This window comes from uncultured Roseibium sp. (genome assembly GCF_963675095.2).
Taxonomy (GTDB): domain Bacteria; phylum Pseudomonadota; class Alphaproteobacteria; order Rhizobiales; family Stappiaceae; genus Roseibium.
This window is the reverse complement of sequence record NZ_CAXXSJ010000029.1, coordinates 1-26,735: the sequence shown is the minus strand read 5'-3', so window position 1 is coordinate 26,735 and position 26,735 is coordinate 1. Positions and strand designations below refer to the sequence as shown.

Below are 26,735 nucleotides of genomic sequence, written 5' to 3'. Positions count from 1 at the left end.
GGCCACGGGGCCGGCTTTTTCATGCGCGTTCGACTTCCGTCAGCTGAACAGGCTGGAAACGGATTTTTCCAGGGCCGTCCGGTTGATCGCCTCGCCGATCAGCGGGGCGATCGAAATCGCGCGGATATTGGCCGCCGCGGTGATCGCCGCCGTGGGCTCGATGGAATTGGTGATCACCAGTTCCTTGAGCTTCGACGAGGTCACGCGGGCGACCGCACCGCCGGACAGAACGCCGTGGGTGATATAGGCCGTCACCGATTTCGCGCCGTCCTTCAGGAGAGCTTCGGCGGCGTTGCACAGGGTGCCGCCGCTGTCGACGATGTCATCGACAAGGATACAGTCGTAGCCGTCGACGTCGCCGATGATGTTCATCACCTCGGACTCTCCAGGCTTGTCCCGGCGCTTGTCGACGATGGACAGCGGCGCCTCGATGCGCTTTGCCAACGCACGGGCGCGGACCACGCCGCCGACGTCCGGAGACACGACCATGACGTTGTCGGTCGCGTAGCGCTCCTTGATGTCGCGGGTCATGACCGGCGCGGCGAACAGGTTGTCGGTGGGAATGTCGAAGAAACCCTGGATCTGTCCGGCGTGAAGATCGAGCGTGAGAACGCGGTCGGCGCCGGCCTCGGTGATCAGGTTCGCCACCAGTTTGGCCGAGATCGGCGTCCGGCCTGAAGCGCGGCGGTCCTGGCGGGCATAGCCGAAATAGGGGATCACGGCGGTGATCCGGCGCGCCGACGACCGGCGTAGCGCATCGATAATGATGAGCAGTTCCATCAGGTGGTCGTTCGCGGGATAGCTGGTCGGCTGGATGACGAATACATCCTCGCCGCGCACGTTTTCCTGAATTTCGACGAAGATTTCCTGGTCCGCGAAGCGACGGACCTGACAGGAGGCCAGAGGCACGTCCAGATATTTGGAAATCTCTTCCGCAAGGGCTCGGTTGGAGTTGCCCGCGACGATTTTCATGAGCCGCAAGTCCTTCTGGTGCGACGCCGGGCGGGGGTCAGCCCTTTTTCCCGGTATGGTCCTGGTTCACATCGTGCCGCGCGTCCAAGCCGCGCTGGCCAGCCCTTAGCAGGCGGCGGCGTTTTAGCAACCGCTTTTCCATCCGACAACCGCAGGAGAGCGGTGTTTTCGTCCCTTTTCGCAAAATTCTTTCATAAAGAATGAAATTGCGCCGGCAAAACGGTCACTGTCGGTTGAGCCAGGCGATGATTTCCACCACCGAACGGTTGGCTATTCTGTCCAGTGTCGCCGAATCGATGGCCTGCCAGGGATCTCCCTTCGTCCCGCTGACGGTTTCGCTGCCGGTGATACGCTTCAGGCGGGTTCCCGACGGTGTGACGATGTCGAAGACATAAAAAACCGTGGCGGACGAGGGCTCGCCCGTGGCCGACAGGTAGCCCTTGACCCGGTAGTTCGACGCGGCGCCGACCCGGCGCACAAGCAACAGGCCCTGCTTCTGGGCCTCGATCCCGATAAGCCGGGACAGGTCGTCGGCGATATTGCCCGGCGCACCGGTAAAGGGTTCAAAGGCAAAGGTGGCGTCCGACGGGGTCGCAGGCGGCGGTGCGGCGGTCGCCTGGTTCGGCGTCGGCGAGCCGAGGGGCGAGGGCGGTTCCGGCAGCCCCTGGCAGGCGGCAAGGGTCAGAACGCTCAGGATGGCGAGACACCGGCGAAGGCCAGCAGCGGAAGGCAGGGTCATTGGCACGTTCGTAGCTCGCAGGCTGTTCGATGGCTTTCGGGCACAAGTTTCGGGTCAATCGAATCCGACTGTACCGGCAGATTTAGCCCGACTTGACCGGAAGGTCGAGAGGCAGAGCCGAAAGGCATTCCGGCGCAGCTTCGGTGGTGAGGTAAGTCTGGCCGATCGTCATGGCGGTTTCGGTGACCGAATCCATCAGGATCATGTGCATGAAAAGGGTCATGTTCGGTCTGACCTCGGCGGGATTGCCCTTGTAGGCCATGGGCCGATCCATCCAGCTCGGCGTGAAACGGGCGCCCAGGGAATAGCCGCAGGTGTTCAGCCGATGGGACATCATGTCGTGCGCGTCGACAGCCGCTGCATAGGCTTCGAAAATATCGCCGAAGGTAAAGCCGGGCCGGAGTTTGTCCTCAACCGCGGCCAGGCCGTCTCGGGCCGCCTGGTACATTTCCTGATGGCGCGCCGTCGGCCTGCCGACGATCACGGTCCGCATTAGCGCTGCGTGATAATGGCGGCAGACCCCGGCCCATTCCAGGGTGATCTGGTCGTTTTCATCGAGGGTGCGGCGGCCGCTCTTGTAGCGGCACAGCAAAGCGTCCTTGCCCGAACCGATGATGAATTCGTTTCCCGGGTAGTCGCCGCCGCCTTCAAGGATGACACCCTGCATGGCGGCAAGGATCCTGCCCTCATCCGCTCCCGGCCGGATTTCGTCCATGGCGGCATGATAGGCCTTGTCGGCAAGCTCGGCCGCCTGCCGGACGTAGGCGATTTCCGCCGGGCTCTTGACCGCCCTCAGCCGTCGTACGATGCGCGATCCGTCGCTCAGGTCGGCGAAACTGTTGAGCTGGGCATTGATTTCGATGCCGATCGTTCCTGTCATGCCGTGGGTGTCATATTCGATGCCGATCTTCGCACCCAGAAGATCCATATCGAACAGCAGATCCTTCAACTGTCCGACCGGGCTGGCGTCGGGCAGGTCGATCCAGATGCGAATATCGGAGATGTTGGAGGTGAGGCGCGCCTGGCGCTGGTCCGCCGAGCGTGTCAGCAGGACTTTCCGGCCGTCGGCGGTCACCACGAGACACTGGAAGAAACAGAAGCCGAAGGTGTCGTAGCCGGTCAGCCAGTACATGCTTTCCTGAGCGAATAGCAGCATGGCGTCGAGCTTTTCTTCCGCCATGCGCTGCTTCAGGCGCTCGAACCGGCTGTCAAATTCCTCGGACGTGAAATGCAGAGCCATAGCTAGTCTCCCGCCAGTACGATGGCCGATATCAGGCGGCCGTAGTCCGGTTCGCCACGATGGGTGGTCCGCCTGTAGGAGAAGAACCGCTCCTCGTCGGCATAGGTGCACAGATCGAGGTTTCGGCTGTTTTCCAGGCCGGCTGCCTTCAACCGGTCGATGATGAAGGCGGGCAGGTCGAACTGGTGATGATGTTCGCGTGGAGATGGGCGGAAATACTTTTCGTTTTCCGGCGCCATCTCCAGAAGCCGTTCCCGGAACTCCGGCCCGACCTCGTATGCCGCCTGCGAGATCGTGGGGCCGAGGACGGCGGTGATCCGGCTCCGATGGGCGCCAAGCGCTTCCATCGCCGTGATGGTGTTTTCCAGGATACCGGAGATTGCGCCTTTCCAGCCGGAATGGGCCGCGCCGATGACACCGGCTTGCGGGTCGGCAAACAGGACGGGACCGCAGTCCGCCGTGGCGACGCCGATCAAAAGGCCAGGCCTGTCGGTGACCAGCGCATCGGCCTTCCGGTCGGCGTTCTCGTCGAACGGCGCATTCAGGGTGATCACATCGGCGGAATGGATCTGGTAAGGGGTCGCCAGTTGCGACGGGTCGATACCCAGTTTCCGGGCGACCCGCGCCCGGTTCTCCGCGACCTTGTCCGGCGCATCGCTCGAACCGTTGCCGATGTTGAGGCTGTCATAAATCCCGTCGGAAACACCGCCCCGGCGGGTAAAGAACCCATGCCGTACCCCGGGCTGTTTGAGCTCTTCAGCCTCAATCATCCGTTTTCTCCGCCGCGCATATGGGTAAATCCTTGCTGGGTTCCGGCTGGCATGTCAAATGGGGTCAGTGCCTGCCCATCGCCGCTGAACGCCAGTACCTTGAAAAGCGTGCCCATCTGGTCCGGAGCCGCCAGCCGTTCCACGGCATCGCGGATCGTTTTCTGAATCTTGTGGCTTTTACCCGACCCAAGCACACCCGCACGTTCCAGCAGGCCGAGCCGGAGCAGGAATTCGCCCTGCTCCAGAGGGGGGAGCGGTTTTGCTCCGCCTTCTTGAGCTGCCCGTGCCAGTGTCTCGAAATTCACATGGGCGGTCAGGTCCGCGTCGCCCGGGTGGGAGAGAACGTCGTCATAGTCATGTTTGTAAAGCGCCTGCAGCGTGTCGCCGGCCGCCGTTTTCAGATAGCCGTAGTCGATGATCAGTGCCGCTCCGCCGTGGCGGGAAAGGCGGGTCCCGATCTCCTGTGCGATCGCGTTGGCTGCGGGCTGGGTTTCGAGGATGGTCCCCTCAGGTGCGTCCTGTGTCGCCGCAGGCATGTCAGAGTCGTCGAGACGACCGGTGCCGATGCCGAAACACAGGCCGCCGGTCTCCGACAGGCCGATCATGCGTTCCCGCCAGTCCTCGGTGGTCTTCACATACTGATGGATCGGCAAGGCGTCGAAGAACTCGTTGGCGACAAGGATCAGCGGCCCGTCGGGAACATCGGTAAAGCGGTCGCGGAACGCGGGCGAGAGCGGCGCTTTTTCCAATGTCTTCGTCTGTACTTTGCGGAGTGCCGGGCTGGTTTCGACGAGTGACAGACTGGCCGCGTCGACGAATTCCGGCCGCAGGGAGGCCATGCGCAGCAGGTCCGCCATCAGGGTGCCCCGTCCCGGGCCGAGCTCGACAAGCTGGAAGGCTTTGGGTGCGCCCAGATCCAGATAAGCCTGCAGGCAGAAGGCACCGATCAGTTCGCCGAACATCTGGCTGACTTCGGGAGCGGTGGTGAAGTCGCCCTTTTTGCCGAAAGGGTCGCGGGTGATGTAATAGCCGGCCTCCGGATCGGCGAGGCAGGTTGCCATATAGTCGGCAACCGTGATCGGGCCGTGAGCCCGGATCCGCGCAGCAAGCTTTTCCTTCAGGGCCGGTCCGCTCATGCGGCGTCCTTGTGCCGGCGGGTGGCCCAGATCATGGCGATCAGGCCGGCAAGCATCATCGGTACCGACAGCAGGATGCCCATGGTCATGAAGCCGCCGAGATAGCCGATCTGGGCATCGGGAACCCGGTAAAGTTCGCTGAAGGAGCGGGTGAGGCCGTAGCCGAAGGCGAAGGCGCCGGCGATGAAGCCGGGTTTTTGGAGCATCTTGAACCGGTGGCTCAGGAGGCGCATCGCAAGAAAGAGCAGGATCCCCTCAAGGGCGGCCTCGTAAAGCTGGCTCGGATGGCGCGGTTCCGGGCCGCCGGTCGGAAACACCATGGCCCAGGGCACGTCGGTCGCCCGGCCCCAGAGTTCGCCGTTGATGAAATTGGCGATCCGGCCGAAGAACAGGCCGATCGGCGCCGCGCAGCCGGCGAGATCGAACAGCGTCCAGATCGACAGACCCCTTTTCCAGGCAAACAGGATCATGGCGATCACGGTGCCGGTGAAGCCGCCGTGAAAAGACATGCCGCCGGTCCAGACGGCGAAGATTTCCATCGGATGGGTGAGATAGTAGCCGGGGTTATAGAAGAGCACGTAGCCGATCCGGCCGCCGACGATGATGCCGACGGTGCCCCAGAGCACGAAGTCATCCATGTCCAGCGGGGTCGGGCGTTTGACGCCGTTCCACAGGGTATCGTTCAGCACCAGGCGGCGCATGTAGCGCCACGCAAGCAGGATGCCGACGATATAGGCGAGTGCATACCAGCGAAGGACGAAGGGGCCGACTTGGATCAGCACCGGGTCGATGGCGGGAAAGGGGAGGACGAAGAGCGGCATCGGCGCAGCGACTCCTGCTGGCAGGGAAGGGGGGCCGTTTCGGGATCCGGTCCGGCGCGGCCAGACGCTGGCCCATTCAGCCCTGCCACGTCAAGAGGTGGGGGCTTACCCCACCGACTTTTGCGATTGGCGGCAAAACGCCGTCTTGAAGTTGCCGTCAAAGCCTCATAGGTGTGTACTGATATTTTGAAGGGACTGACAGGAGTTCGCCATGACCCAGGGCCCAAACCGCATGTTCGATGAATTTGCAAAGCTCATGACCGATGCTGCGGGCGTCGCCCAGGGCGCCCGGCGCGAGGTGGAAACCGCCTTCAGGGCGCAGGCCGAACGGTTCCTGTCCGACATGGATTTCGTTTCTCGCGAAGAACATGATGCGGTCAAGGAAATGGCCGTGAGGGCGCTGGACCGGGTTGAGGAACTTGAAGCGCGCATCGAGGCGCTTGAGAAAAAACCGGCCGCAAAACCCAAAACGGCGGCAAAAACGTCTGCAAAGACGGCTCAGGACTAATCGCCTGAATTCACTGAGAAGTTTTGAGAAGGGTCGCGGCGGATAACCTGCGGCCCTTCCTGTTTACACCAGGTCGTCCACATTTTTCCGGCCATAAAAGCGCCACGTTATGTATCGCTTTATTCGTTAGTGCTTATATACTGAATCTTAACAGGGATTCGTGGGGCATGATCGAACCGCCCAGACGGTCAGGATGCTCCGAAGGCTTGGGACATACCCGGCGCATCGGCCTGATATACAATCCGGCCCCGTGCTCCGGCTCGAAAGGGGAGTAGGCTCATGAGCCTCATCGAATTTGACTTCGAGCGACCTGACAATCCCGTCGACACCATCGAAACCGTTGCAGCGCTGAATGACTGGTCGTTCGAAAGATCGGCCGACGACGAGATTACGATCTCCGTCGCAGGCAGCTGGTGCGACTACCATGTTTCCTTTTCCTGGATGGAAGAGGTGGAAGCCCTGCATCTGGCCTGCGCCTTCGACCTGAAGGTCACGGATGCGCGCAAGACGGAAGTCGTCCGCCTGCTGGCTCTGGTCAATGAGCAACTCTGGATGGGGCATTTCGACCTGTGGAACCAGGAGGGCGTCGTTATGTTCAGGCAGTCCCTGCTGCTGGCAGGCGGCTCGGAGGCAACCTCCACCCAGATCGAAGCCATGCTCTCCAATGCGCTCGACAACTGCGAGCGCTACTACCAGGCCTTCCAGTTCGTCGTCTGGGCCGGACGGCCCGCAAGCGAAGCCATTGCAACGGCCATGTTCGAGACCGTGGGAGAAGCATGATTTTTTCAAAAGACCGCCCGTTCCTTCTTGTCGGTGCAGGAAAGATGGGCGGGGCGATGTTATCCGGCTGGATGGCGGAGGGGCTGGACCCTTCCGCCATTGTCGTTTCCGATCCGAAGCCCGGCGACGAGATCAAGGCTATTCTGGAAAAGCATGGAATTCGCCATGTCACCGAGGTTTCCGCCGATCTGGCGCCGTCGATCGTTCTCGTTGCCGTCAAGCCGCAGATGATGGACGTGGTCCTTCCGGCGATCGCTCCGGCGATCCGTCCCGATACGCTGATCCTGTCGGTTGCGGCAGGAACGCCGATTTCCCGGTTCCAGACCGCGTTCGGTCCGGTTCCGGTTGCTCGTGCCATGCCGAATACGCCGGCCATGGTCGCGCGCGGCATCACCGCGGTTTTCCCGAATGACGGGGTGAGCGAGGACCAAAAGGACACTGTCGGAACGCTGCTGTCGGCGGTTGGCAAGGTCGTCTGGCTGGAAAGCGAAGATCAGATCGACATGGTCACCGGCGTCAGCGGGTCCGGTCCGGCCTATGTCTTCTGGCTGGCGGAGTGTCTTGCGGAAGCCGGTAAAGCGGCCGGGCTTCCGGAAGAGCTTGCCAGGGAACTGGCCGAGGCGACCGTGTCGGGTGCGGGTGAGCTGATGCACCAGTCACCGGAGACGCCGACCGTGCTTCGCCAGAACGTGACGTCTCCCAACGGCACGACGGCGGCAGCACTTGAGGTTCTGATGGCCGAAGACGGTTTGAAACCGCTGATGACCAAAGCGGTGGCAGCTGCGGTGAACCGGGCGCGCGAACTCGCAGGCTGATTTTCCTATTATCGGAGCCCGAACCCTTTCAGGCCGGTGTCTTTGCTCCTATCTTTCCAAGAACATCGGACGATAACTTTGAACCATTTGATGTCAGAAAGCTGTTCACTCGGCCAGGCGCGTCGCGAAGCGCGATGTGGTGCATCGTGCAAGCGGCGCAACGCAGCCGATGGGCTGCTTTCTGACACCCGAAGGGCCGGGCTCTTTTGCCTGCTGACCGCGTTGGCTCGCGCTTGTGGTGGGAAACACCACGGCACGCGACCCGCCTTGTCAGCAGACAAAAGCGCACCGGTCAAATGCTTCAAAGTTATCGCCCGATGCTCTAGCAAGGGAGTTTGATCATGGCGACCGCTAAGACCAGGCAGAAGATCCTGAAAACCTTCCTCGATCTGCTGTCGCAGCATTCTTACGAGGATGTCAGCCTGCCGCTGCTGGCGAAGACGGCCGACGTCAAGCTGTCTGCGCTTCGGGAGTGTTTTTCCTCCAAGCGGGCGCTCGTCGAAGCGTTCGCGGAAATGATCGACACCGCGGTTCTCGACGACCGCGATGAAGAGATGGGCGACCAGCCTGCCCATGACCGGCTGTTCGATATCCTGATGATCCGGCTCGACCACCTGGCGCCCTACAGGGATGCGGTGCGAAGCCTTGGCGAGGCCGTGCGCCGGGACCCGGCGTTGGCGCTGGAGTTCAATTCCATCGCGGTCCGATCCCAGCGCTGGATGCTGATTGCCGCCGGTATCGATCTGACCGGCATCAAGGGACGGATCGTCACGCAAGGGTTGGCGATGGCCTTCGGCCGGGTCGTCGAAACCTGGCTCGATGAGACCGATGAAGGCCTGCCGAAAACCATGGCCAGGCTCGACGAGGAGCTCAATCGCGGGGAGGCCTGGATGCAGCGGCTCGACAGTGCCGAGAAATTTGCCCGCCCGATCTGGGAAGCGGGAAAACGGGCGCGTGCCGGGCGCAATCGCGGTGAGCCGACGGAAGAAGCCGGTGCCGAGACGGCTGAGTCCTAAAAGCCACAGCCGCTTACAAACGGTTGGAGGTGTCTTGTCCCGGAGACGTTGTTCGGGGCAAGGTCGGCGGGTTTTGAACGACCTGTCAGCGAGTGAAGCCCGTGAGCGATACGATATCCTTTGACGATTTCCTGAAGGTGGACATCCGGGTCGGCAAGGTGATTGCCGCAGAAGAGTTTCCCGAAGCCCGCAAGCCCGCCTACAAGATGCAGATCGATTTCGGTCCGGACATCGGCATCAAGAAGACCTCCGCCCAGATCACGAAACATTATACGCCGGAAACCCTGATCGGCCGTCGGGTCATGGCCGTGGTCAACTTCCCGCCGCGCCAGATCGGTCCGGTCATGTCGGAAGTCCTGACCCTCGGCGTGCCGGACGAGGACGGTGAGGTGGTTTTGCTCAGGCCCGACCTGGACGTGCCTGTCGGGGGGCGCCTGTACTAACCGGGTATCCGCAGCCGGGCCCTGAGGCCGCCGAGCGGGCTGTCTTCCAGGAAGAGATCGCCGCCGTGGCTGCGGGCGACGTCGCGGGCAATGGCGAGGCCGAGGCCGCTGCCGGGCTGGTCCTGGTTGCGGGACTCGTCCAGCCGGTGAAAGGCTCTGAAAGCCAGATCGCGGTCTTTTTCGGCGATCCCCGGCCCGTCGTCGTCCACGGTGATCGTCAGCCAGCCCTTGTCGAAACTGCCCTTCAACTCCACCCGCGTCCCGAATTTCATGGCGTTGGTCACCAGATTGGACAGGCAGCGCTTCATGGCGAGGCGGCGGAGTTCGACTTCTGACGGTCCTGCAAACGAGGCGGTGACGTTGGCTCCGGAGATTTCCGCTTCCTCTTCCAGCTCTTCCAGCATCAGGGCCATATCGGTCAGTTGGACGTTCTCGTCTCCGTCTCCGCGGGCGAAAGCGAGATAGTCCTCCAACATGCTGCTCATTTCATTCAGATCCTTGCGCATGCCTTCGCTTTCGGGCGTGTCGCCGATGAGCGCGAGTTGCAGGCGCATCCGGGTCAGGATGGTTCTCAGATCATGGCTGACACCGGCGAGCATCGTCGTGCGCTGCTCGATCTGGCGCTCGATCCGGCGGCGCATTTCCAGGAAGGCCTGCGCTGCCTGGCGGACCTCACGGGCTCCGCTGGCGCGGAATTTTCCGATCGGCCGGCCCTTGCCGAAGCTTTCGGCTGCATTGGCCAGGCGCACGATCGGGCGGATCTGGTTGCGCAGGAACAGCATGGCGATGGTGATCAGGACCAGGGATGTGGACACCATCCAGACCACGAAGAAATGGGAGTTGGTCGCATAGGTCTGGCTGCGCCTGGAAAAGACGCGCAGGACCGCGTTGTCCAGCTGGATGCGGATTTCCACGAAACTGGAGCGCCCGACCGTATCGATCCAGAACGGTTTGCCGACCTTCTGGCTGATCGCCCGGCTCAGGCCGCGGTCGATGATATCGAAAAACGGTTTTGGCGCTGGTGGCGGAAGGGGCTCCGGCGGCAACAGGGTTACGGACAGGCCGAGTGCATTGCTGGCCATGCCCTCGATCTTCGCGTGTTCGGGATCCTGCGGATAATTCTCCAGAACGTAAACGATGGAAGCGACTTCCCGAGCGACCGCTTCGGACAGGCGTTCGGAGACCAGTTGGTAATGCCGCTCCATAAAGACATAGAGCAGCACGGTCTGGAGCAGCACGATCGGCGTAATGATGATCAGAAGCGCCCGGGAATAAAGTCCCTTGGGCATGGCCCGGTAGGCGGCACGGGCCATGCGCCGGTAGCCGCGCACCAGATAGCGGAAGGGGGGCGGAAGTTTGATGCCCGCCAGAAGCTGGTTCAGATTGGCCATGCGAAGCCCGCCCCCAATTTACCGCTCAGTCGCAGGCCAGACGGTAGCCGATGCCGCGGACCGTCTGCAGATAGACCGGATTGCCCGGATCCTTTTCGATCTTGCGCCGGAGCCGGTTGATCTGCACGTCCACGGTCCGTTCGCCAAGGCCGCTGTCGTCGCCGACGATCTTGTGGCGCGGAACGGTGGCGCCCGGCTGTTCGGCGAAGATCCCCAGGATCTGCTTTTCCCGGTCGGTCAGGCGTACCGTTTCATCGCCATTCTTCAGTTCGCCGCGTCTTGTATTGAAGACAAAGGGGCCGAAATGGATCTCGCGCGTGGTTTCCGCCGGCTTGGGGCCACCGCGTCGCAGGATGGCGGACATTCGCAGCATGAGTTCGCGGGGTTCGAAAGGCTTGGCCAGATAATCGTCTGCCCCGACCTCGAGCCCGGCAATGCGATCGGACGCATCGGATCGTGCCGTCAGCATCAGGATCGGTACGTTTGAATTTTCCCTGAGCCAGGCGGCCAGTTCCAGTCCCGTCTCGCCGGGCATCATCACGTCGAGAATGATGAGGTCGAACAGGAGGCCTGACAGGCAATGGCGCGCTTCGGCCGCATTGGCGGCGGACGTGACCCTGTAGCCGGCGTCGACCAGGATGCGGCTCAACAGCTCGCGAATTCGGTTGTCGTCATCGACCAGAAGAATGTGATGCGCGTTGTCGTTCGGCGGGAACGGGGTGGTCACGAAGGTCTCCTGTGTACCGTGGCCTGATGCCTGGCCTGGGGCTGCCTTAAGGTTGATTGGGCAGGCGCACAAGCTTCGCCACATCGGGCCGGGCATCCGGATCGATCATCTGAAACAGAAAGTGCCGTACAACGTCGGCGGCGCCATCTGGCAGGTCCTTTGTGGCGTGCTCAAGGCGCCTTGCCTGCAAACGGGACAGGCGCACCGCCAGGTCGTGTCCTTTTCCGGTGGTGAACAGAAGTCTCTGGCGCCGGTCCAGGGGCCCCGGGCGCTGCTCGATAAAATCCTGGTCGACCAGCTGTTTCAAAACCCGGCCGAGGCTTTGTTTGGTGATCCGCAGGATATTGAGCAGATCGGTGACCTTGATCCCGGGATTGCGGTCGACAAAGTGGAGCACCCGATGGTGGGCGCGGCCGAATTCATACTGTGCGAGCACGTCGTCCGGGTCGGAGGTGAAGTCGCGATAGGCGAAGAAAAGCAGTTCAATCAGATCGTAAGGCAGGTCGCTCAACTCTTCAGCCGGACTGCCGACGCGGACCTTCTCATCCGGAGATGAGACCGGTGCCGACTGGTTTTTGAAATTTACGTCAGTCATATTGACTTATTTCTGGTCGATTGTTACTTAAGATGCGCTCTGAACGAAATGATTGAACGATTTGATGCGTTTTTTCGGCATTTCCGTATTAAAACGAATCCGTTCGACGATTTCTTCACGGCAGGATACCGGGAGTTTCGGCGGCGTGCAAAGCACGGTTGAACGGTCTGCGCAAGTCCGGGCTCAGCGGGTCATTGCATGATGTGTCGGGTTTAAAGATTGAACACGCCCAGTGAGAGGCGGTCGGGAGCAAGAAGATGGCAGGTGTGCCTTTTGATCAGCGCGAAGGTGAAATCTGGTATGACGGCACGTTCGTGCCCTGGAGCGATGCCAAGCTGCATGTGCTCAGCCACGGTTTGCACTACGCCAGCGCTGTCTTTGAAGGCGAACGCGCCTACGGCGGCCGGATCTTCAAATCCGAGGAACACACGGCCCGTCTCCACGCCTCGGCCAATGTTCTCGGCTTCGAGATCCCCTGGACAAAGGACCAGATCACCGCTGCCAAGGAAGCCGTGCTTGAGCGGATGAATCTTGTCGACGCCTATATCCGGCCGATCGCATGGCGCGGCAGCGAGATGATGGGCGTGTCGGCACAACAAAACACCATTCACCTGGCGATCGCCGCCTGGGAATGGCCGAGCTACTTTGCTCCGGAAGAGCGGCTGAAGGGCATTCGCCTCGACCTGGCGACCTACCGTCGTCCGGATCCGGCGACAGCGCCTTTCAAGTCCAAGGCGGCCGGCCTCTACATGATCTGCACGCTGTCGAAGCACGAAGCGGAACGCAAGGGTTATGCCGATGCGATGATGCTGGACTGGCGCGGGCAGGTCGCCGAGGCGACCGGTGCGAACGTCTTCTTCGTCAAGGACGGCAAGATCCATACGCCGACGCCTGACTGTTTCCTGGACGGCATCACCCGGCGGACGGTGATCGGCCTTGCAAAGGCGCGCGGCATCGAGGTTATCGAGCGGGTTATCATGCCGGAGGAACTGACCGGGTTCGAGCAGTGCTTTCTCACCGGCACTGCCGCCGAAGTGACACCGGTGTCGGAGATCGGTCCGTACAATTTCGAGGTCGGTGAGATCACGAAGACGCTGATGACCGACTACGATGCGGAAGTCCGTCCGGATGCGCCGGCCCTGAAGTCCGCGGTCGGCTGATCGGAAAAATCACGGTCTCTTTGGAAGGCGGGCAGTGCCCGCCTTTTTCATTCCGGTTTCGGCCGGTCGCCGGATCCGGGCGCCTGATGATGGGCATGGAACATCCGGCCCTTCTCCGCATAAACGACACAGGCGAGCGCGCACAGGCCGTAGACCGCAAAGGCGAAACCGAGCGGCTGGGTCGTGCCGTCGAAATACTGGCCCATGACGTAGCCGAGAACGGCCCCGCCGAGCGTGGTGATGAAGCCGATGACCGATGAAGCTGTCCCGGCGATATCACCGAGAGGTTCCATGGCCATGGTGTTGTAGTTCGCTCCGATGAAGCCGAAGCAGCCCATCAGGGCGCCGGAAATCAGGGTGAAGGCCCAGAAGTGTTCGACACCGGCCGTGGACAGGGCGAAAAGCAGGATGCCGAAGCCCATGAAGGCCAGGGTCGCGGCATGGGACAGGCGCCGCATGCCGATCGCTTCCACCAGACGCGCGTTCATGTAGGAGGCAACCGACATGGCAATCGCGATCGCGGAAAAGACGATCGGAAACCAGACGCCCAGATCGAATATCTCGACAAAGATCTGCTGCGACATGGTGATGAAGGCGAACAGGCCGCCGAAGACAAAGGTGAGGGCAAGCGTGTACCCAATGCTTTCCCGGGTGCGCAAGGTCGTCCAGTAGGCTTTGGTGATTGCCGTCACGTTCAGCGCCTGCCGGTATTCGCGCGGCAGGGTCTCGCGCAGACGGATCGCACACCACAAAAGCATGACGACGCCGGCGAAAAGCAGCATTGTGAAGATCCAGCGCCAGCCGGCAACGAGTAGGATCGCCTGGCCGATGGACGGCGCGATGATCGGAACGGCCATGAAGATCATCATGACCAGAGACATGACCTTGCCCATCTGACGCCCGGTGTAGCAATCGCGCACGACGGACACGGCAATGACCCGGGTCGCGGCGCAGCCAACCCCCTGGAGAACACGGGCCAGCAGCAACTGGTCGAGGGTTTGCGACATCAGCGAAACCACACTTGCCGCCGCATAGAGCGCCAGGCCGCCGAGCAGGACGGTCCGCCGGCCGAAGGCGTCCGTGATCGGGCCGTAAAAGAGTTGTGCGCCGCCAAAGCCGACCAGATAGGCGACAAGGACCTGCTGGCGGTCGTTTTCGTGCAGGATGTTCAGCGCATCGCCGATCTCCGGCAGGGCGGGCAGCATCACGTCCATGGCGAGCGCGTTCAGCGCCATGAGCGCGGCGATCATGATCACGAATTCAATAAATGGCATGCCCGGCTGGGCGTGGGTGCCCGTCTGGGAGGACGATTCTTGCATATGTATCCAACTGTCTCATAGCCGGGAGGCCTGAGGAAGGCGGCTCGTTTCAGATGACCGGCGACCGCCTCATGCCTGCGGGTAATCAAAGGGCAATTTGCGGTAGGGTCAAGCGTTTTCGCACCGTAAAGTAAGCCATGTCCACTTCTCGGTACGGTAGAATTAACGAGGGATTACGACCAGCGCTCCGCTGCGGCATCGTCAGATTTCGTGGCTTCGACCCAAGTGTCCGCTTCCCCCGACTTCAGGTGTTCCTTTTTCCAGAAAGGCGCTCTGGTCTTGAGGAAATCCATGAGAAAGTCGGCGGCTTCGAAGGCAGCGCGCCGGTGGGAGGATGCCGCGATGACCAGGACGATTTGCTCGCCGGCGGGGATCTTGCCGAAGCGATGGATCACCGTCAGCCCCGTCAGCGGCCATCGGTCGCAGGCCTCAAGGGCGATCCTGCCGATTTCGGTTTCCGCCATGCCGGGATAATGCTCGAGCTCCAGCGCCGCCAGTTTGCCGCCGTCGTCGCGGCAAAGACCGGTGAAGGAAACCAGCGCGCCGACATCCTTGCGTCCCGCCGTCAACCGTTCCGCCTCGGCGGCGGCATCGAAATCCTCCGTCTGAACCCGGATCAGCGGTTCACAGGCCATTGCCTATCCTCCCGTCATGGGCGGGAAAAAGGCGACTTCGCGCGCGGCACCCAAGTCGGCGTCGGCTTCGACATGCATCTGATCGAGGGCGACACGGATCGCGTCTTCCTCTTCGAAGGCGGCGGCGTGATTGTCGTCGATGGTTTTCAGATAGGCGATCAGATCGGCTACCGTGCCGATGTTGCCGGGAAGGTCGAGGGTTTCCTCTTCAATTCCCACCTTCTCACGCACCCATGCGAAGTAGCGGATTTGCACGTTGTCCCGTCCCTTCTGGTCATTGTGACCGGAGTTAATCCCGGCGCAGGCCTATTCGTCAATGAGATGACCGATGCCGGCGCGGAAGTAGTCGTAACCGGTATATATGGTCAAAATCGCCGCTAGCCAGAGCGCCGTGAGGCCCGCAAGGGTGGTTCCGGGCAGGATGGTTTCGCCGGCCGGACCGGCCAGCAGAAGGGCGATGGCGAAGAGCTGCACGGCCGTTTTCCACTTGGCCAGCCGGGTGACCGGAACACTGACCTGCAGTTCGGCGAGAAACTCCCTCAGGCCGGAAACCAGGATTTCCCGGCACAGGATGATGATGGCTGGAATGAGCGACCAGTCGTCGATGGTTCCGTCGGCCGCCAGCATGAGAAGCGAGACGGACACCAGAAGTTTGTCGGCGATCGGATCGAGCATCCGGCCGAGAGCCGATTGCTGCTGCCAGGCGCGAGCCAGGTAGCCGTCGAAGAAATCGGATATGGCCGCAAGGATGAACAATCCAAGAGCGACCCAACGAAGCGTATGGCCCTCGAAATAAAGACATCCCGCAAGGGCCGGTACCGCTACGATACGCCCATAGGTGAGGATGTTCGGCAGGCTCAGGGCAACGTTCTTTTTCATGTGGCCATTTTGGATCATCTGACGGTGAAAGTCGGTCCACTCAGCAAGGGCGATCCGGCTTTTCGCGGACACAAGCATGCCAGTGGTAGGCTGTCAACGACGGGCGGCTCCCGTTCATTTCACAAATGCCGCTTGCGGTGTTGATCGGGGAAGGGGGCGCCGATCTAGTTGAAGATCTTGTCGCCCTGCTGGTCGATCATGAGCTTGGCCTTGCGCACGGTCTGGCTGACGGCTTCGTCCTCGCTCGGCAGCATGTCGGCGCGGATGAAGATGTGGACCTTGCGCTGACCGTCCGTTTCCTTCTCGATCCGTCCGGTAATCTGCCATTGCCCGTTGACCAACTGCGGTTCGCTGATGATCTCGAAATCGTTATAGAAAACGGGTGGGTGGTCTTCTGACTGTGTCTGTCCGCTGCCGCCGCCGAACAGCTTGCTGAAGAACTTTCCGATCATGTCTATACCCCTAAGATCAAGTGCGGAAGTGCAGGAGCCATCTTCGCGTTGTGCCGGTTTACCGTTGATCGGGTCTCTTCTTCAAGACGCAAACCCGTTACGATCTAATTTGCCGGTTCGCCTGTCTTGTCGCCGAGCAGAACGATCTCCGCTATCAGGGGTAGATGATCCGACCCGATATCGGGTCCGAGTTGTACGTCGGCGAACCGCAACCCAGGCGTTATGGCGACATGATCGACGACAGCGCCAAGGATCCAGTGCAGGCGATAGTCGAAAAAGAAGCGGGTTGTTTGCGGGTATCTATCGGCAAAGGCCGTGTGGAGGTTCAGTCGGCCGAACAGGTCCGAAAAATAAACAGACCAGGGTGACAGGTTCCAGTCGCCGATGACGATGGTCTCAGTACCCGATTGCGCCTGCAGGTCCTTCAAAACGGCCTCCAGCCGCTCCAGATAGGTCTGCCTGCGGATCCATTGCACCTCAGTCCGGGGGCTTGACGGATGGACGGCGACAAGATTGACCGTCCGTCCGTCGATATCGAGTTTCAGGACAAGGATCTCGCGAATGTCCTGACGCGGCTGGCCGGGCCGGTCTTCGACGACGATGGATTTGCTCTCCAGGATCGGGAACCTGGAATAAACACTGATATCGCCGAGGGAACCGACAAAAAGGTGTTCCGGAAAGGGCGGCTTTCCGGCCGCCCCGACCGGAAGGCCAAGCGCCTTCCAGTGACGTTTCTGTAGCCACCAGCCTGTTTCCTCAAACACCATCACGTCGGCTTCCACCTTCGTCAGGAAGTCGGTGAGGGTCCGGTTTTCCAGAAACAGGGTCTCCAGATTGGTTGCAACGACCCGAAGGCTTGTCGCGCCCGGCTGAGGCGTTGCGAGCGGTCGCGTGTGCTCGACGGTTCTCCAGACTGTCGAGCCGGCAAGCACGGCGAACAAGAGGGCATGCAGCACAAGAGAGGTTTTGTAGAGCCTGGGCCGGCGATGGGGAACGGTAAGGCCCAGAAGTCCTCCGAGCAGGCCCGCCAATCCGGCCGCCAGAAACTGGCGCAGGAAAAAGCTCATGTTGTCCGCTGCCCAAAACCCGGGTGCCGCAAACGCGGAGAGCCCCAGGAGGCAGACCGTGATACCCCCGGTTAAGCTGAGCCAGCCGATCAGCGATCGCAGCCGCCGGAAACGGGTGTGGTGCATGGACGGCTTCGCTTGTCCTGTGAGTGATGCTCTGCGGGAGGTGTACCGGCCACGGGCGCGGCCGGTCTGTTTTTATTGTTGCGGCGCGTGTTTTCCGAGCGCCTCGAGCAACGGTTGGATATGGGATCCGTACTTCCGCCAACGTCCCATTGACGAGGTGTAGATCGGCTGCCTGACCTGCTGGCTGGAGAAGGTGATAACCTGCCGCTCGCCGGACTGGAAATCGAGGCAGACCGGATCCCACGGCAAGCCGACATACTCCAGCAGAGCCCGGCTTTCCGTTTCCTGGTCCGCGATTAAGGCTTCGTAGGACTGGTGATGGATCTTGATGGGCAAAACCTTGTCCCAATGTTCCATCATCTCGGCATATATGCCGTAGTATTGTCCGAGCGTTTCGAGATCGCGACAATAGTTGTGCTGGGCGGCAAGCGGCGTCGAATAGATTGACGTGCAGGTGTCGGCCGGCTCCCGATACGTATGGATGACTTTCGCATTGGGAAACAGCAGCGCAATCAGCCAGAGCATTTCGAAATTGTGTGGCATCTTGTCGACGACACGGCTTGCTTTCTTGTCGTATTGATCAAGCTCGGCCAAGTACTTGCGCCCAATGCGCTTGGCATGTTTCGCGTCCATTTCGATGGCCTGCGCAAACAATCTCGGGGTGACAATGTCTGCTCCCGACATATCTGTCAGAAGGCTGGCAAAAAAGTTCAACTCGCCGACACCGGTCGCCTTCGGGTGGCGACCGATGATTTGCTCCACAAGGGTCGTTCCGGAACGGGGCATGCCGACAACGAAGACCGGCCGGTCGGACGAGAGGCCGAAATCCTTCCGATGTTCGAAGAATTCCTTGCTGAACATCCCTTTGGTCGTCTCAAGCTGCCATTTCCGCTTACCCATACTATAGGGAGCGTACATGACGGTCTTGTACTTCTCGTAGTGCGTGAATGCCGTTTCGATATCGCCTTTTTTCTCGAAAAGTTTTCCGGCAGCAAAATGCAGTAACGCATTCGCTTCCAGAGAATTTTTGGCTTCCGGGTTATCCACTTGCTTGAGAATGCGATCGAGCACGTCGGCCTGCAGTTCAGGGTCCGATTGTTCGGCAAGATTCACCAGAACATAGGCGTTATCGGGGGCGATGCCATAGGCTTTCTTGAGGAGTTCCAGCGCCCGTTCGCCTTCCCCCAACGACGTTTCGAGGCGAGCCAGGCCCACCAGAGCGGTGGTAAAATCCGGGTTCAGTTCCAGAGCTCTTTCGAAGGACTGCCGGGCCAGAACCGGCTTCTGCATGTTGTAGTAAGCATCTCCGAGTACGGCTTGGGCGTGATCGGACGTATTATTAAGTCCAACGGCTTTTCTCGCCGCTTCCAGGGCGTTTTCTTTTCGTCCTAATTTGCTGTATATTTCAGAAAGCAGGGAGAAAATTTCATATTGTTTCGATTCAACTTTTGATGCTGCGATCAAATGTTGTTGGGCTCTGTTTAAGTCTTTGTAGTGATAGAAAATTACGGCAAGGAGATAGTTTATCCGCGCTTCCTGAGGATACGCGGCATGCAATTCAAGAAGAAGAGGTGCGGCTTCTTCGTAGCGCCGTTCTTCCATGAGGGCAGCTGCGCGGAGGAATAGGGCATTCGCCATTTTCGTTACTCTTTGATCTGAAGGATAGAGACCCAAATTTGGCCCCTTATATCGTCGCTTCGGCTTAAAAGTAAGGCTGTCTCTGAGAAACGGCCAGGGACGGGGCTGGGGACGGGGCGGCCTTATTCATGGAAATGATCATAAACGAGTTTTGCCGTTGCCTCGGAGATGCCGGGAACGGCGACCAGATCGTCCAGGCCGGCCTTCGAGACGGCCTTAGCGGTGCCGAAATGGCGCAGCAAGGCGCGTTTGCGGGTCGGGCCGATGCCGGCGATATCGTCGAGCGGGTTCCTGGCAATGTCCTTCTTGCGTCGGGCCCGGTGCGATCCGATGGCGAAGCGGTGTGCCTCGTCGCGCAGGCGCTGAACGAAGTAGAGCACCGGATCGCGCTCGGGCAGCATGAACGACTGTCTGCCGGGGATGAAGAATTTTTCCCGGCCGGCATCCCGGTCTGGTCCCTTGGCGATGCCGACCAGCGGGACGTCGGTGATCCCGAGGCCTTCCAGCGTCTCCCGCGCGGCGGTCAGCTGCCCCTGACCGCCATCGATCAGGACCAGATCGGGCCAGGCGGGCATTTCCATCGCGGGAGCGGCGGGGGTGTCATCATTCTCATCGCCGGTCTCGCCGTCGATGTCCGTTTCGTTTCCGGCCACGGGTAATTGGCGCTCGTGTTCCTTGAGCAGCCGGGAGAACCGCCGGGTCAGGACTTCGCGCATCATGCCGTAGTCGTCGCCGGGGACGAGATCTTCCGACTTGATATTGAACTTGCGGTAATGGGCCTTGGCAAAGCCTTCCATCCCCGCGACGATCATGCCACCGACCGCATTCGTGCCCATGATATGCGAGTTGTCGTAAACCTCGATCCGCCGTGGCGGGAAGGCCAGGTCGAAGGCCTCGGCCACACCCTTCAGCAGCCGTGCCTGGCTGGAGGTCTCCGCCAGGCGCCGTCCGAGGGCTTCCCGGGCGTTGGTCAGCGCGTGGTCGACAAGGTCCTTCTTTTCGCCGCGCTTCGGAACGGAAACGTCGACCTTCCGGCTCATACGTTCGCTCAGCGCTTCGGCGAGAAGATCGCGCTCGGCAAGGTCATGGGAGAGCAGGACCTGCCGGGGGGCTGGTTTGTCGTCGTAGAACTGGGCAAGGAAGCTCTCCAGAACCGCCGCCTCGTCCAGCGATTTGTCGGCCTTGGGGAAGTAGGCCCGGTTGCCCCAGTTCTGACCGGTCCGGAAGAAGAACACCTGCACGCAGGTCTGTCCGCCTTCCTGATGGACGGCGAAGACGTCCGCCTCCTCCACGTTGTGGGGATTGATACCCTGGTGGGACTGGACGTGGGACAGAGCCGCCAGACGGTCCCGGTAGATCGCGGCGCGTTCGAAATCGAGTGTTTCGGAGGCCTTTTCCATCTGCTCGGCCAGATCCTGTTTCACCAGCTGGCTGCGGCCGGAAAGGAAGGCCTTGGCTTCGGCGACAAGGCCGGCATAGTCCTCCGGGGCGATCTCGCCGGTACAGGGGCCGGCGCAGCGCTTGATCTGGTAGAGCAGGCAGGGACGCGAGCGGTTTTCATAATAGCTGTCGGAACAGTTCCGGATCAAAAAGGCCTTCTGCAGGGCATTGATCGTACGATCCACAGCGCCGGCGGAGGCGAACGGGCCGAAATAATCGCCTTTGCGCTTGCGCGCGCCGCGATGCTTGATGATTGCCGGTGCTTCGTGGTCGCCGGTGATCAGGATATAGGGAAACGACTTGTCGTCGCGCAGGAGCACGTTGAAGCGCGGCCGCAACCGTTTGATCAGGTTGGCTTCCAGAAGCAGCGCTTCGGCTTCCGTCCGGGTGACGACGAATTCCATGGCCGCCGTTGACAGGATCATGCGCATGATCCGGTTCGACTGTCCCTGGAGGCGGGTATAGCTGGTGACGCGCTTTTTGAGGCTGCGGGCCTTGCCGACGTAAAGCACGTCGCCATTTTCGTCGATCATCCGGTAAACGCCCGGCCCCATGGGCAGCCGTTTCACGATATCGGAGATCACCTCAACGCCCTTGCGCTGGGTTTGCGGCTGTCCGCCGTCATCTGCCGTTGTATGTGCTTCCGGTTCGGTCGGAAGATCCGTGTCATCCTGCATGGCGCTTATGTAAGACGATTGGCCGGTCCGGAAAAGCCATTAGCGCCCGCCATGCGGACATATCCCGTCAGGATTATTCGCCGACACCGATGACGTCGTCTGTTTCCCAGGCCAAATGCTGACCGCCGTCGATTGCGATCATCTGGCCCGTGATCGACCTACTCTCCCAGAGGAAGCGGACCGTCCGGCCAAAGTCTTCCGGCGCGGGGCCTTTGCCGAGGGGAACGGAGCGCCATTGCTTGTCGAATTCTTCCGCGCTCTGGCGGATGTTCTTGAAGCTCGGGCCCGGACCGATGGCATTGACCCTGATCCCTGGCGCCAGAGCTTGGGCGAGTGTTTGCGTCGCGGTCCAGAGTGCTGCCTTCGACAGGGTGTAGGAAAAGGCCTGGGGCGTGAGTTTCCAAACCCTCTGATCGATGACGTTGACGATCAGTCCGTTGCGCCCTTCCGGCAATTGCTTCGCGAAGTCCTCGGCAAGGAACACCGGCGCCCGTGTGTGGATGTTGAAATGCGCGTCGTAACGTGCCGGATCGAGCTCGCCGATGGCATCGTCTTCGAAAATGGAGGCATTGTTGATCAGAACCGATGGGCTTCCGAAGGACTTCGCGGCATCTGCCATGAAGCCCCTCAGCTCAGCGATGTCGGTCAGGTCGGCAATCAGGAGCTCGGCCCGGCCGCCGCGGGAGCGTATGTCCCGCACCAGTTCGTCTGCTTTTTCCGGATGGATGTGGGCATGAAGAACGAGGCTCCAGCCGTGGCTGGCGAGGTCTTCGGCCATGGCTCTGCCGATACGGCTGGACCCACCGGTGATGACTGCGATCGGGGCATTTTCCATGACGGGGAGCCTGCCTGTCTTTTGGGAAAAAGGAAAGCTGCTTAGGTCACGGTCCTAAAATTGAGGCTGACGTTTGCCTCAGTTCGTGATGCTGAAGGTATAGACCACGAAAATATAGGCGCAATAAGCGGCAGTTAGCGCCAGGCCGGCCAGCTTGTTTAGGTTGACGCGGTAGACGGCGAGGCCGAGCAGGAGAATGGCGCAGGCCAGCATGACCCAGATGTCGAGCCGCAGGATTTCGGCCGGCACATCGAGCGGAACCACGACGGTCGTGATGCCGATGATCGCCAGAAGGTTGAAGATGTTGGAGCCGATCACATTGCCGATGGCCACGGCACCGTGCTGACGGATCGCGGCCATGACGGTGGTCGCCAGTTCAGGAAGAGAAGTGCCGAGCGCGATCACGGTCAGGGCGATGACGGCGTCGCTGACCCCCCAGGCTTCGGCAATGGCCGTCGCGCCTTCGATGGTGAAGTGGGCGCCGAGCGGCAGGCCGATGAGGCCGAGAACGATATAGACCCCGGCCAGGCCGACGGATTCGGGAACCCCTTCGACTTCCTCCAGGCCATCATCGGTATCTTCCTCCGCCTCGTCGGTTTCCGTGCCGTTGGCTGCAGTCACGCCGTTCGCGGCGTCCTTGAGCGTCTTCCGGTGGCGGTAGGTGCTGAGGGCGGAATCGCCGAGAAACAGGGCGAGCAGGACAAGCAGAATGCCGCCACTCAGGATGTCGAGAGGCGAAAAGAGGCACAATACGATGAATACGCCCGATACGGCGACCATGAACAGGGCGTTTCTGACCGCTCCCTCCTCGCCGCAGGGGGTCGCGGCGATCAGGGCCGGCATGCCGAGCACGAGAAGCACGTTGGCGATGTTCGAACCGACAACATTGCCGATTGCAATGCCGTCGGCGCCCTCCAGGGCGGCCTTGAGCGAAATCACCAGTTCAGGCGCCGACGTGCCGAAGGCGACAATGGTCAAGCCGATGATCAGGTTCGGAATTCCCAGCCGTTGGGCCACCCCTACGGAGCCTCTGACGAGTACGTCACCTGCGATGATCAACGCAACAAGACCACCTGCTAGGCTCACATAATCAAAAAGCATTTAGGGGTTCCGGTCAGGGCCAGGGGTAATGGGCCAGGGTTAAAGGGATGGGGCGGGTCGGGTGTTCATCAATAGCCAAATACCGGCGCATCATGCAGATGCGCATCGGATACGCAATAGATTGGTTCGCCGCAAGCGAAGACAAGATGTCAAGACTCCGGATTCGTACCCGCAGGGTGCCTTTAACGCTTTGTTCACCAAGCAGAATTCCGTCGCGCTTTAGTCACGAAATTTCCTCAAATTCATTTTCGTGCCGCCACAAAGGGACGCCATACAAGGTCATGGGTGAGGTTGGGGACAGTCCATTGGACTTGTCCGAACTTCGTTTGGGGCATGTACAGTTGGAGTAATGACACATGAAAGGTTTTGCATCTCTGGCGGCCGCCGCTGCGGTACTTACCGCTTTTTCGGCGCAGACCTTTGCCGCAGATCTGCCGCAGCCGGTGGATCCGGCTCCCGCCTATCCGGTCAGCCCGGACACGATCTCCGGTTTCGACTGGACCGGCCCCTATGCCGGTGCACAGCTTGGCTGGGGCTGGGGGTCGTTCACGACCCGGTCCACGCCGACCGGCAAGTTCGACAACGACGCAAACGGGGTTCTGGGCGGCTTTTACGGCGGCTACAACTTCATGGTCACGCCGAACATTCTGGCGGGTCTCGAAGGAACATTCGATTTTACCAATCTGAATGACCGTACGTCCGTCGGCGGCATCAATTACAAGACCGGGTCCGACTGGAATTCGACCGTTCGCGGGCGTCTTGGCTACGCCTTCGACACGTTCCTGATCTACGGAACCGGCGGCCTTGCGATTGCCGATCTGGATGTCAACGCCAGCGGCAATAAGGACAGCACCACTGCGATCGGCTGGACCCTTGGTGCAGGTGTCGAAACCGCATTGTCGCAGCATGTCACCATGCGTCTCGACTATGCGTATGAAAATTTCGGCAAGGAAAGCTTCAACCTGGGCGGTACGACCTACAAGACCGACCTGGACAACAACGTGGTCCGTGCCGGCGTAGCTTATAAATTCTGATCCGGATTACCGGTCGGGAATTGCCGCGACATTCAAAAACCCCCGGAGCGAAAGCACCGGGGGTTTGTTTCATTCAGGTTCGGAGCATCACCCGATGCTCTAACGCAATTGTTCCGGGACCTCGGCGACCGGTTGTGCCGGCAACCTGGTCTTTGCAAAGATCGGGACCGCCTGCTCGATGCCGTCGATCCATGAAGTGAGTCGGGGACAGGCCGCGCGCCAGTCGCCGTTGAAGCGCAGGTCCAGGTAACCGAGCGCGCAGGCGATGGCGATGGTCCCGACATCGAGATCTTCCGGTGCGCTGACAGATGCCGGGGGCGTATCTTCGAGCACCTTCAGTGCGCGTTCGACCTTTTGTGCCTGGTATGCCTGCCAGTCGGGAAAGCGGTACTCGACGGGACGGAAGCGCTTTTCATAAACCTGAAGGATGCCCGCATCCATCATGCCGTCCGCCATCGCCTGATTGCGGAGGGCTGCAAACCGCGCTTCGCCCTGCGGAATGATCCTGTTTCCGCCGGCAAGATGATCGAGATATTCGATGATCACCCGGCTGTCGTACATGGTGGAGCCGTCCTGAAGGATCAGGGCCGGGATCTTGCCGAGCGGATTCTGCTTGCGCAGGTTGTCTTCCGGGTTGGTCGTGCTGGTGTTTTCGACCTTGATTTCGTCAAGCAGTCCGAGAACGGATGCCGCGATTTTGACTTTTCGGCCAAAAGGCGAGGCCGGAGAGGAAAGAAGAACAAGCATGAAGGGCTCCTTTGAAAGGCTCGTCAAATGTGCATAGCAACCCGCTCGGGACAAGCCCCTCGGACACAAACTTTGCAAAAATTCTTTGCCCGGAAACGCCGGAATTCCGCGACGTTCGGAGTTTTGTGAGAATTGTAATCATTCCCATTAAGGGATGTTAATGGGCGACTTGTAGTTTCTCGCGGTCACAGGCGAGGCGGGCAGGACCGTGTTTTCTACTCAAGCAAGCAGAAAGCTGTTTTCACGCGGGGTTGCGGAAACCCTGCTGGTCGCCTTTTTCTTCCATGGTTATGGTGCGCCGATCTTTGACGGGATGCGCCCGGAATTCCTCGACAAGCCCCTTGCCGAATACCGGACCGCGGTGCAGACCGTCAGCAGCGGTCATGAAATCGGCCTCGAACAACCATTGCTCGACGCGCTCGGCCCGCTCAAGCAGGTCGTGAAAAACGCACTTACCCCGATCTAATTCTAAGCGTTTCGCTTCGCCTGATCAGTTCCGCAAAGGCGGATCGACGGTCAGCCGATTGGACCGGCAACCAGACCGGTCGACGGCCCGGCATGAGCGGAAGCTGAGATCCTTGTTCAGGCAGATTTGTACTTCCTTGAGCCGGCCGCTGGTGCAGGTGACGGCCATGGCGGCGTCATGCAGGCCGGGATTCGCCAGACGGAATGCCTTCTCTACGGCGTCGGGGGCGATTTTGCCGGACCGGTCGATCGTGTTGAAGGCAGCGGGAATTCTGACCTTTTCGAACGCCCGCCGGGTCAGGTCGAAATAATCTTCAGGACTGAGACCGGAACAGGTTCCGTGCTTGCGCCACTGATGCCGTGCAAGGCTGCGGCTCGGCATGATGTCGAGAATTCCGGAGACGGTGTGCCGGCCGGGTTCTCTTGTATTGCTCCGGCAGAAGTCCGGCCAGCCGCGTTCGTATTGCGGCCACAGTCCGTGAACGATGAAACGATGCGGCCGGGACGCGTTGCACTGCAGCGGATCTGCATTGCGTCCGGCCGACCGGCAGTAAGTCGGCGACCAGGACAGGCTCAGGACGTAATAGTCGAAATCGCCTGGCGTTCCCCCGGCCCTGGACGGCAGGCAGGTGCCAAGCGTCAGGAGAAAGGCCAGGACAAGTGTCCGCAGGGAACGGACAGGGAAAGCCATCATGAATCAGCGCGGGCGGGTGGTGCTGCAATACGCGCCGTAGACACGCCATTTGTCGAGCGGCGCCAAGCAGGCTTCGACATTCCAGCTGACCCCGACGAAGCCGGCGTTTTCCTCTACCAGGTAATGAACAGCGCGCACGCTGCCGTCGCTCAGGCTGGCCGTTCCCCGGCAATAGCGGCGGGCGAGCGGGCTCACGCCGTTGACCTGGTAACGGGTCTCCCGAATTTTTGTAATTCCGGTGATCGTCCGACCGCCCGCATAGTCCACTTGGGCCCGCGCCAATGTGCCTGCAACCGCGCTCTGCACCGAAGCGGCCGTGCAGTCAGGCAATCTCGGGTCCTTGTGGAAGGAAAAATAGGCGCGGTTCTCGGCCGCGGCACCGCTTGCATAAAAAGCGGCGGCCATCGTAAGGGCGAGACTGAATTTCCGGAGCAAAAACACGGCGAACCTCCAGGGGGGAGCAAATCAATGGGAAAGACGATGGTGGACTAGGCCCGCAAGGTCAAGCCGTTC

30 protein-coding genes are annotated in these 26,735 nt (G+C 60.6%); 8 read left to right on the top strand and 22 right to left on the bottom strand.

Going from position 1 to position 26,735, the window contains the following annotated elements; all coding sequences use genetic code 11:
* Positions 1-39: 39 nt before the first annotated feature.
* The 6 genes from ABIN98_RS11300 to lgt all read right to left on the bottom strand — a co-directional run bounded on the left by ABIN98_RS11300 (position 40) and on the right by lgt (position 5,678).
* Positions 40-972, bottom strand: a complete 933-nt coding sequence (locus ABIN98_RS11300) for a ribose-phosphate pyrophosphokinase (RefSeq protein WP_346910020.1) — start codon at positions 970-972, stop codon at positions 40-42.
* A 223-nt stretch (positions 973-1,195) separates the two neighbouring features.
* Positions 1,196-1,711 (bottom strand): hypothetical protein, encoded by a 516-nt coding sequence (locus ABIN98_RS11295; RefSeq protein WP_346910018.1) that lies wholly within the window; start codon positions 1,709-1,711, stop codon positions 1,196-1,198.
* Positions 1,712-1,793: 82 nt separating this feature from the next.
* Complete coding sequence (locus ABIN98_RS11290) at positions 1,794-2,951, bottom strand: Xaa-Pro peptidase family protein (RefSeq protein ID WP_346910016.1); 1,158 nt, start codon at positions 2,949-2,951, stop codon at positions 1,794-1,796.
* Between the two features lie 2 nt (positions 2,952-2,953).
* A complete protein-coding gene (gene pgeF, locus ABIN98_RS11285) occupies positions 2,954-3,721 on the bottom strand; it encodes a peptidoglycan editing factor PgeF (protein WP_346910014.1) in 768 nt (255 codons plus the stop codon).
* Positions 3,718-4,857: a class I SAM-dependent methyltransferase gene (locus tag ABIN98_RS11280; protein ID WP_346910013.1), complete on the bottom strand. Its 1,140-nt coding sequence runs from the start codon at positions 4,855-4,857 to the stop codon at positions 3,718-3,720. Before ABIN98_RS11280 ends, pgeF begins: the two co-directional genes overlap by 4 nt.
* Positions 4,854-5,678, bottom strand: a complete 825-nt coding sequence (gene lgt / locus ABIN98_RS11275) for a prolipoprotein diacylglyceryl transferase (RefSeq protein ID WP_346910012.1) — start codon at positions 5,676-5,678, stop codon at positions 4,854-4,856. Before lgt ends, ABIN98_RS11280 begins: the two co-directional genes overlap by 4 nt.
* A gap of 211 nt (positions 5,679-5,889) precedes the next feature.
* On the opposite strand from lgt, the gene ABIN98_RS11270 reads away from it, so the two are divergent.
* The 5 genes from ABIN98_RS11270 to ABIN98_RS11250 all read left to right on the top strand — a co-directional run bounded on the left by ABIN98_RS11270 (position 5,890) and on the right by ABIN98_RS11250 (position 9,240).
* On the top strand, positions 5,890-6,186 hold the full coding sequence (locus tag ABIN98_RS11270) for an accessory factor UbiK family protein (protein ID WP_346910011.1): 297 nt from the start codon (positions 5,890-5,892) through the stop codon (positions 6,184-6,186).
* 279 nt (positions 6,187-6,465) lie between these two features.
* Positions 6,466-6,966, top strand: coding sequence for a YbjN domain-containing protein (locus ABIN98_RS11265; protein ID WP_346910009.1), 501 nt, complete (start codon positions 6,466-6,468; stop codon positions 6,964-6,966).
* Positions 6,963-7,781, top strand: coding sequence for a pyrroline-5-carboxylate reductase (gene proC / locus ABIN98_RS11260; protein ID WP_346910007.1), 819 nt, complete (start codon positions 6,963-6,965; stop codon positions 7,779-7,781). Before ABIN98_RS11265 ends, proC begins: the two co-directional genes overlap by 4 nt.
* 341 nt (positions 7,782-8,122) lie before the next feature.
* Entirely contained in the window at positions 8,123-8,797 is a 675-nt protein-coding gene (locus ABIN98_RS11255) for a TetR family transcriptional regulator (RefSeq protein ID WP_346910005.1), read from the top strand.
* 101 nt (positions 8,798-8,898) lie between these two features.
* Positions 8,899-9,240, top strand: coding sequence for a tRNA-binding protein (locus ABIN98_RS11250; RefSeq protein ID WP_346910004.1), 342 nt, complete (start codon positions 8,899-8,901; stop codon positions 9,238-9,240).
* Here the strand turns inward: ABIN98_RS11250 and ABIN98_RS11245 are convergent.
* Genes ABIN98_RS11245 through ABIN98_RS11235 form a run of 3 tightly spaced genes read right to left on the bottom strand, consistent with a single transcriptional unit; the run spans position 9,237 to position 11,953 of the window.
* The gene (locus ABIN98_RS11245; RefSeq protein WP_394701484.1) at positions 9,237-10,631 is read right to left on the bottom strand and encodes an ATP-binding protein; all 1,395 of its coding nucleotides are present in this window, start codon (positions 10,629-10,631) and stop codon (positions 9,237-9,239) included. The genes ABIN98_RS11250 and ABIN98_RS11245 overlap by 4 nt on opposite strands.
* Before the next feature lie 25 nt (positions 10,632-10,656).
* Positions 10,657-11,358: a response regulator gene (locus ABIN98_RS11240; protein ID WP_346910003.1), complete on the bottom strand. Its 702-nt coding sequence runs from the start codon at positions 11,356-11,358 to the stop codon at positions 10,657-10,659.
* A 46-nt stretch (positions 11,359-11,404) separates the two neighbouring features.
* On the bottom strand, positions 11,405-11,953 hold the full coding sequence (locus ABIN98_RS11235) for a MarR family winged helix-turn-helix transcriptional regulator (protein ID WP_346910001.1): 549 nt from the start codon (positions 11,951-11,953) through the stop codon (positions 11,405-11,407).
* Between the two features lie 257 nt (positions 11,954-12,210).
* Here ABIN98_RS11235 and ABIN98_RS11230 point away from each other — a divergent pair, with 257 nt between their 5' ends.
* Complete coding sequence (locus ABIN98_RS11230; protein WP_346910000.1) at positions 12,211-13,113, top strand: branched-chain amino acid aminotransferase; 903 nt, start codon at positions 12,211-12,213, stop codon at positions 13,111-13,113.
* Between the two features lie 47 nt (positions 13,114-13,160).
* Here the strand turns inward: ABIN98_RS11230 and ABIN98_RS11225 are convergent, their stop codons facing one another.
* From ABIN98_RS11225 to ABIN98_RS11180, 10 genes are all read right to left on the bottom strand, one after another.
* Positions 13,161-14,432 (bottom strand): multidrug effflux MFS transporter, encoded by a 1,272-nt coding sequence (locus ABIN98_RS11225; RefSeq protein ID WP_346909998.1) that lies wholly within the window; start codon positions 14,430-14,432, stop codon positions 13,161-13,163.
* Positions 14,433-14,605: 173 nt separating this feature from the next.
* Complete coding sequence (locus ABIN98_RS11220; protein WP_346909997.1) at positions 14,606-15,067, bottom strand: molybdenum cofactor biosynthesis protein MoaE; 462 nt, start codon at positions 15,065-15,067, stop codon at positions 14,606-14,608.
* A 3-nt stretch (positions 15,068-15,070) separates the two neighbouring features.
* Positions 15,071-15,322 (bottom strand): molybdopterin converting factor subunit 1, encoded by a 252-nt coding sequence (gene moaD, locus ABIN98_RS11215; protein WP_346909995.1) that lies wholly within the window; start codon positions 15,320-15,322, stop codon positions 15,071-15,073.
* Positions 15,323-15,373: 51 nt separating this feature from the next.
* Positions 15,374-15,946 (bottom strand): CDP-diacylglycerol--glycerol-3-phosphate 3-phosphatidyltransferase, encoded by a 573-nt coding sequence (pgsA, locus tag ABIN98_RS11210; RefSeq protein ID WP_346909993.1) that lies wholly within the window; start codon positions 15,944-15,946, stop codon positions 15,374-15,376.
* 164 nt (positions 15,947-16,110) lie between these two features.
* Positions 16,111-16,398 carry an HlyU family transcriptional regulator gene (locus ABIN98_RS11205; protein WP_346909991.1) on the bottom strand — a complete coding sequence of 96 codons (288 nt, stop codon included), beginning with the start codon at positions 16,396-16,398 and terminating at the stop codon, positions 16,111-16,113.
* A gap of 104 nt (positions 16,399-16,502) precedes the next feature.
* The gene (locus ABIN98_RS11200; protein WP_346909989.1) at positions 16,503-17,465 is read right to left on the bottom strand and encodes an endonuclease/exonuclease/phosphatase family protein; all 963 of its coding nucleotides are present in this window, start codon (positions 17,463-17,465) and stop codon (positions 16,503-16,505) included.
* 198 nt (positions 17,466-17,663) lie between these two features.
* Positions 17,664-19,229 (bottom strand): sulfotransferase, encoded by a 1,566-nt coding sequence (locus ABIN98_RS11195; RefSeq protein WP_346909987.1) that lies wholly within the window; start codon positions 19,227-19,229, stop codon positions 17,664-17,666.
* Positions 19,230-19,351: 122 nt separating this feature from the next.
* The gene (gene uvrC / locus ABIN98_RS11190) at positions 19,352-21,346 is read right to left on the bottom strand and encodes an excinuclease ABC subunit UvrC (RefSeq protein WP_346909985.1); all 1,995 of its coding nucleotides are present in this window, start codon (positions 21,344-21,346) and stop codon (positions 19,352-19,354) included.
* A gap of 73 nt (positions 21,347-21,419) precedes the next feature.
* On the bottom strand, positions 21,420-22,181 hold the full coding sequence (locus ABIN98_RS11185) for an SDR family oxidoreductase (protein ID WP_346909983.1): 762 nt from the start codon (positions 22,179-22,181) through the stop codon (positions 21,420-21,422).
* Positions 22,182-22,259: 78 nt separating this feature from the next.
* Entirely contained in the window at positions 22,260-23,282 is a 1,023-nt protein-coding gene (locus ABIN98_RS11180) for a calcium/sodium antiporter (protein ID WP_346909981.1), read from the bottom strand.
* Positions 23,283-23,638: 356 nt separating this feature from the next.
* On the opposite strand from ABIN98_RS11180, the gene ABIN98_RS11175 reads away from it, so the two are divergent.
* Entirely contained in the window at positions 23,639-24,316 is a 678-nt protein-coding gene (locus tag ABIN98_RS11175; RefSeq protein WP_346909980.1) for an outer membrane protein, read from the top strand.
* Positions 24,317-24,415: 99 nt separating this feature from the next.
* Here ABIN98_RS11175 and ABIN98_RS11170 read toward each other — a convergent pair whose 3' ends face one another.
* On the bottom strand, positions 24,416-25,063 hold the full coding sequence (locus ABIN98_RS11170) for a glutathione S-transferase N-terminal domain-containing protein (RefSeq protein ID WP_346909978.1): 648 nt from the start codon (positions 25,061-25,063) through the stop codon (positions 24,416-24,418).
* Between the two features lie 208 nt (positions 25,064-25,271).
* Here ABIN98_RS11170 and ABIN98_RS11165 point away from each other — a divergent pair, with 208 nt between their 5' ends.
* Positions 25,272-25,529 (top strand): hypothetical protein, encoded by a 258-nt coding sequence (locus ABIN98_RS11165; RefSeq protein WP_346909977.1) that lies wholly within the window; start codon positions 25,272-25,274, stop codon positions 25,527-25,529.
* 24 nt (positions 25,530-25,553) lie between these two features.
* On the opposite strand, the gene ABIN98_RS11160 is transcribed toward ABIN98_RS11165, so the two are convergent.
* Positions 25,554-26,222, bottom strand: a complete 669-nt coding sequence (locus tag ABIN98_RS11160; protein WP_346909975.1) for a ribonuclease T — start codon at positions 26,220-26,222, stop codon at positions 25,554-25,556.
* Positions 26,223-26,225: 3 nt separating this feature from the next.
* Positions 26,226-26,663: a cytoplasmic protein gene (locus tag ABIN98_RS11155; RefSeq protein WP_346909974.1), complete on the bottom strand. Its 438-nt coding sequence runs from the start codon at positions 26,661-26,663 to the stop codon at positions 26,226-26,228.
* Between the last annotated feature and the right edge of the window lie 72 nt (positions 26,664-26,735).

Excerpts from the sequence above, each read along its gene's own strand:
- ABIN98_RS11160 (WP_346909975.1), bottom strand. The coding sequence starts at position 26,222 with ATGATGGCTTTCCCTGTCCGTTCCCTGCGGACACTTGTCCTGGCCTTT.
- ABIN98_RS11200 (WP_346909989.1), bottom strand. The coding sequence starts at position 17,465 with ATGAGCTTTTTCCTGCGCCAGTTTCTGGCGGCCGGATTGGCGGGCCTG.
- ABIN98_RS11205 (WP_346909991.1), bottom strand. The coding sequence starts at position 16,398 with ATGATCGGAAAGTTCTTCAGCAAGCTGTTCGGCGGCGGCAGCGGACAG.
- uvrC (WP_346909985.1), bottom strand. The coding sequence starts at position 21,346 with ATGCAGGATGACACGGATCTTCCGACCGAACCGGAAGCACATACAACG.
- ABIN98_RS11245 (WP_394701484.1), bottom strand. The coding sequence starts at position 10,631 with ATGGCCAATCTGAACCAGCTTCTGGCGGGCATCAAACTTCCGCCCCCC.
- ABIN98_RS11300 (WP_346910020.1), bottom strand. The coding sequence starts at position 972 with ATGAAAATCGTCGCGGGCAACTCCAACCGAGCCCTTGCGGAAGAGATT.
- ABIN98_RS11175 (WP_346909980.1), top strand. The coding sequence starts at position 23,639 with ATGAAAGGTTTTGCATCTCTGGCGGCCGCCGCTGCGGTACTTACCGCT.
- ABIN98_RS11195 (WP_346909987.1), bottom strand. The coding sequence starts at position 19,229 with ATGGCGAATGCCCTATTCCTCCGCGCAGCTGCCCTCATGGAAGAACGG.
- ABIN98_RS11280 (WP_346910013.1), bottom strand. The coding sequence starts at position 4,857 with ATGAGCGGACCGGCCCTGAAGGAAAAGCTTGCTGCGCGGATCCGGGCT.
- pgsA (WP_346909993.1), bottom strand. The coding sequence starts at position 15,946 with ATGAAAAAGAACGTTGCCCTGAGCCTGCCGAACATCCTCACCTATGGG.
- ABIN98_RS11295 (WP_346910018.1), bottom strand. The coding sequence starts at position 1,711 with ATGACCCTGCCTTCCGCTGCTGGCCTTCGCCGGTGTCTCGCCATCCTG.
- ABIN98_RS11220 (WP_346909997.1), bottom strand. The coding sequence starts at position 15,067 with ATGGCCTGTGAACCGCTGATCCGGGTTCAGACGGAGGATTTCGATGCC.
- ABIN98_RS11265 (WP_346910009.1), top strand. The coding sequence starts at position 6,466 with ATGAGCCTCATCGAATTTGACTTCGAGCGACCTGACAATCCCGTCGAC.
- ABIN98_RS11185 (WP_346909983.1), bottom strand. The coding sequence starts at position 22,181 with ATGGAAAATGCCCCGATCGCAGTCATCACCGGTGGGTCCAGCCGTATC.
- pgeF (WP_346910014.1), bottom strand. The coding sequence starts at position 3,721 with ATGATTGAGGCTGAAGAGCTCAAACAGCCCGGGGTACGGCATGGGTTC.
- ABIN98_RS11235 (WP_346910001.1), bottom strand. The coding sequence starts at position 11,953 with ATGACTGACGTAAATTTCAAAAACCAGTCGGCACCGGTCTCATCTCCG.
- ABIN98_RS11225 (WP_346909998.1), bottom strand. The coding sequence starts at position 14,432 with ATGCAAGAATCGTCCTCCCAGACGGGCACCCACGCCCAGCCGGGCATG.
- ABIN98_RS11170 (WP_346909978.1), bottom strand. The coding sequence starts at position 25,063 with ATGCTTGTTCTTCTTTCCTCTCCGGCCTCGCCTTTTGGCCGAAAAGTC.
- ABIN98_RS11180 (WP_346909981.1), bottom strand. The coding sequence starts at position 23,282 with ATGCTTTTTGATTATGTGAGCCTAGCAGGTGGTCTTGTTGCGTTGATC.
- lgt (WP_346910012.1), bottom strand. The coding sequence starts at position 5,678 with ATGCCGCTCTTCGTCCTCCCCTTTCCCGCCATCGACCCGGTGCTGATC.
- ABIN98_RS11290 (WP_346910016.1), bottom strand. The coding sequence starts at position 2,951 with ATGGCTCTGCATTTCACGTCCGAGGAATTTGACAGCCGGTTCGAGCGC.
- ABIN98_RS11270 (WP_346910011.1), top strand. The coding sequence starts at position 5,890 with ATGACCCAGGGCCCAAACCGCATGTTCGATGAATTTGCAAAGCTCATG.
- ABIN98_RS11255 (WP_346910005.1), top strand. The coding sequence starts at position 8,123 with ATGGCGACCGCTAAGACCAGGCAGAAGATCCTGAAAACCTTCCTCGAT.
- ABIN98_RS11230 (WP_346910000.1), top strand. The coding sequence starts at position 12,211 with ATGGCAGGTGTGCCTTTTGATCAGCGCGAAGGTGAAATCTGGTATGAC.
- proC (WP_346910007.1), top strand. The coding sequence starts at position 6,963 with ATGATTTTTTCAAAAGACCGCCCGTTCCTTCTTGTCGGTGCAGGAAAG.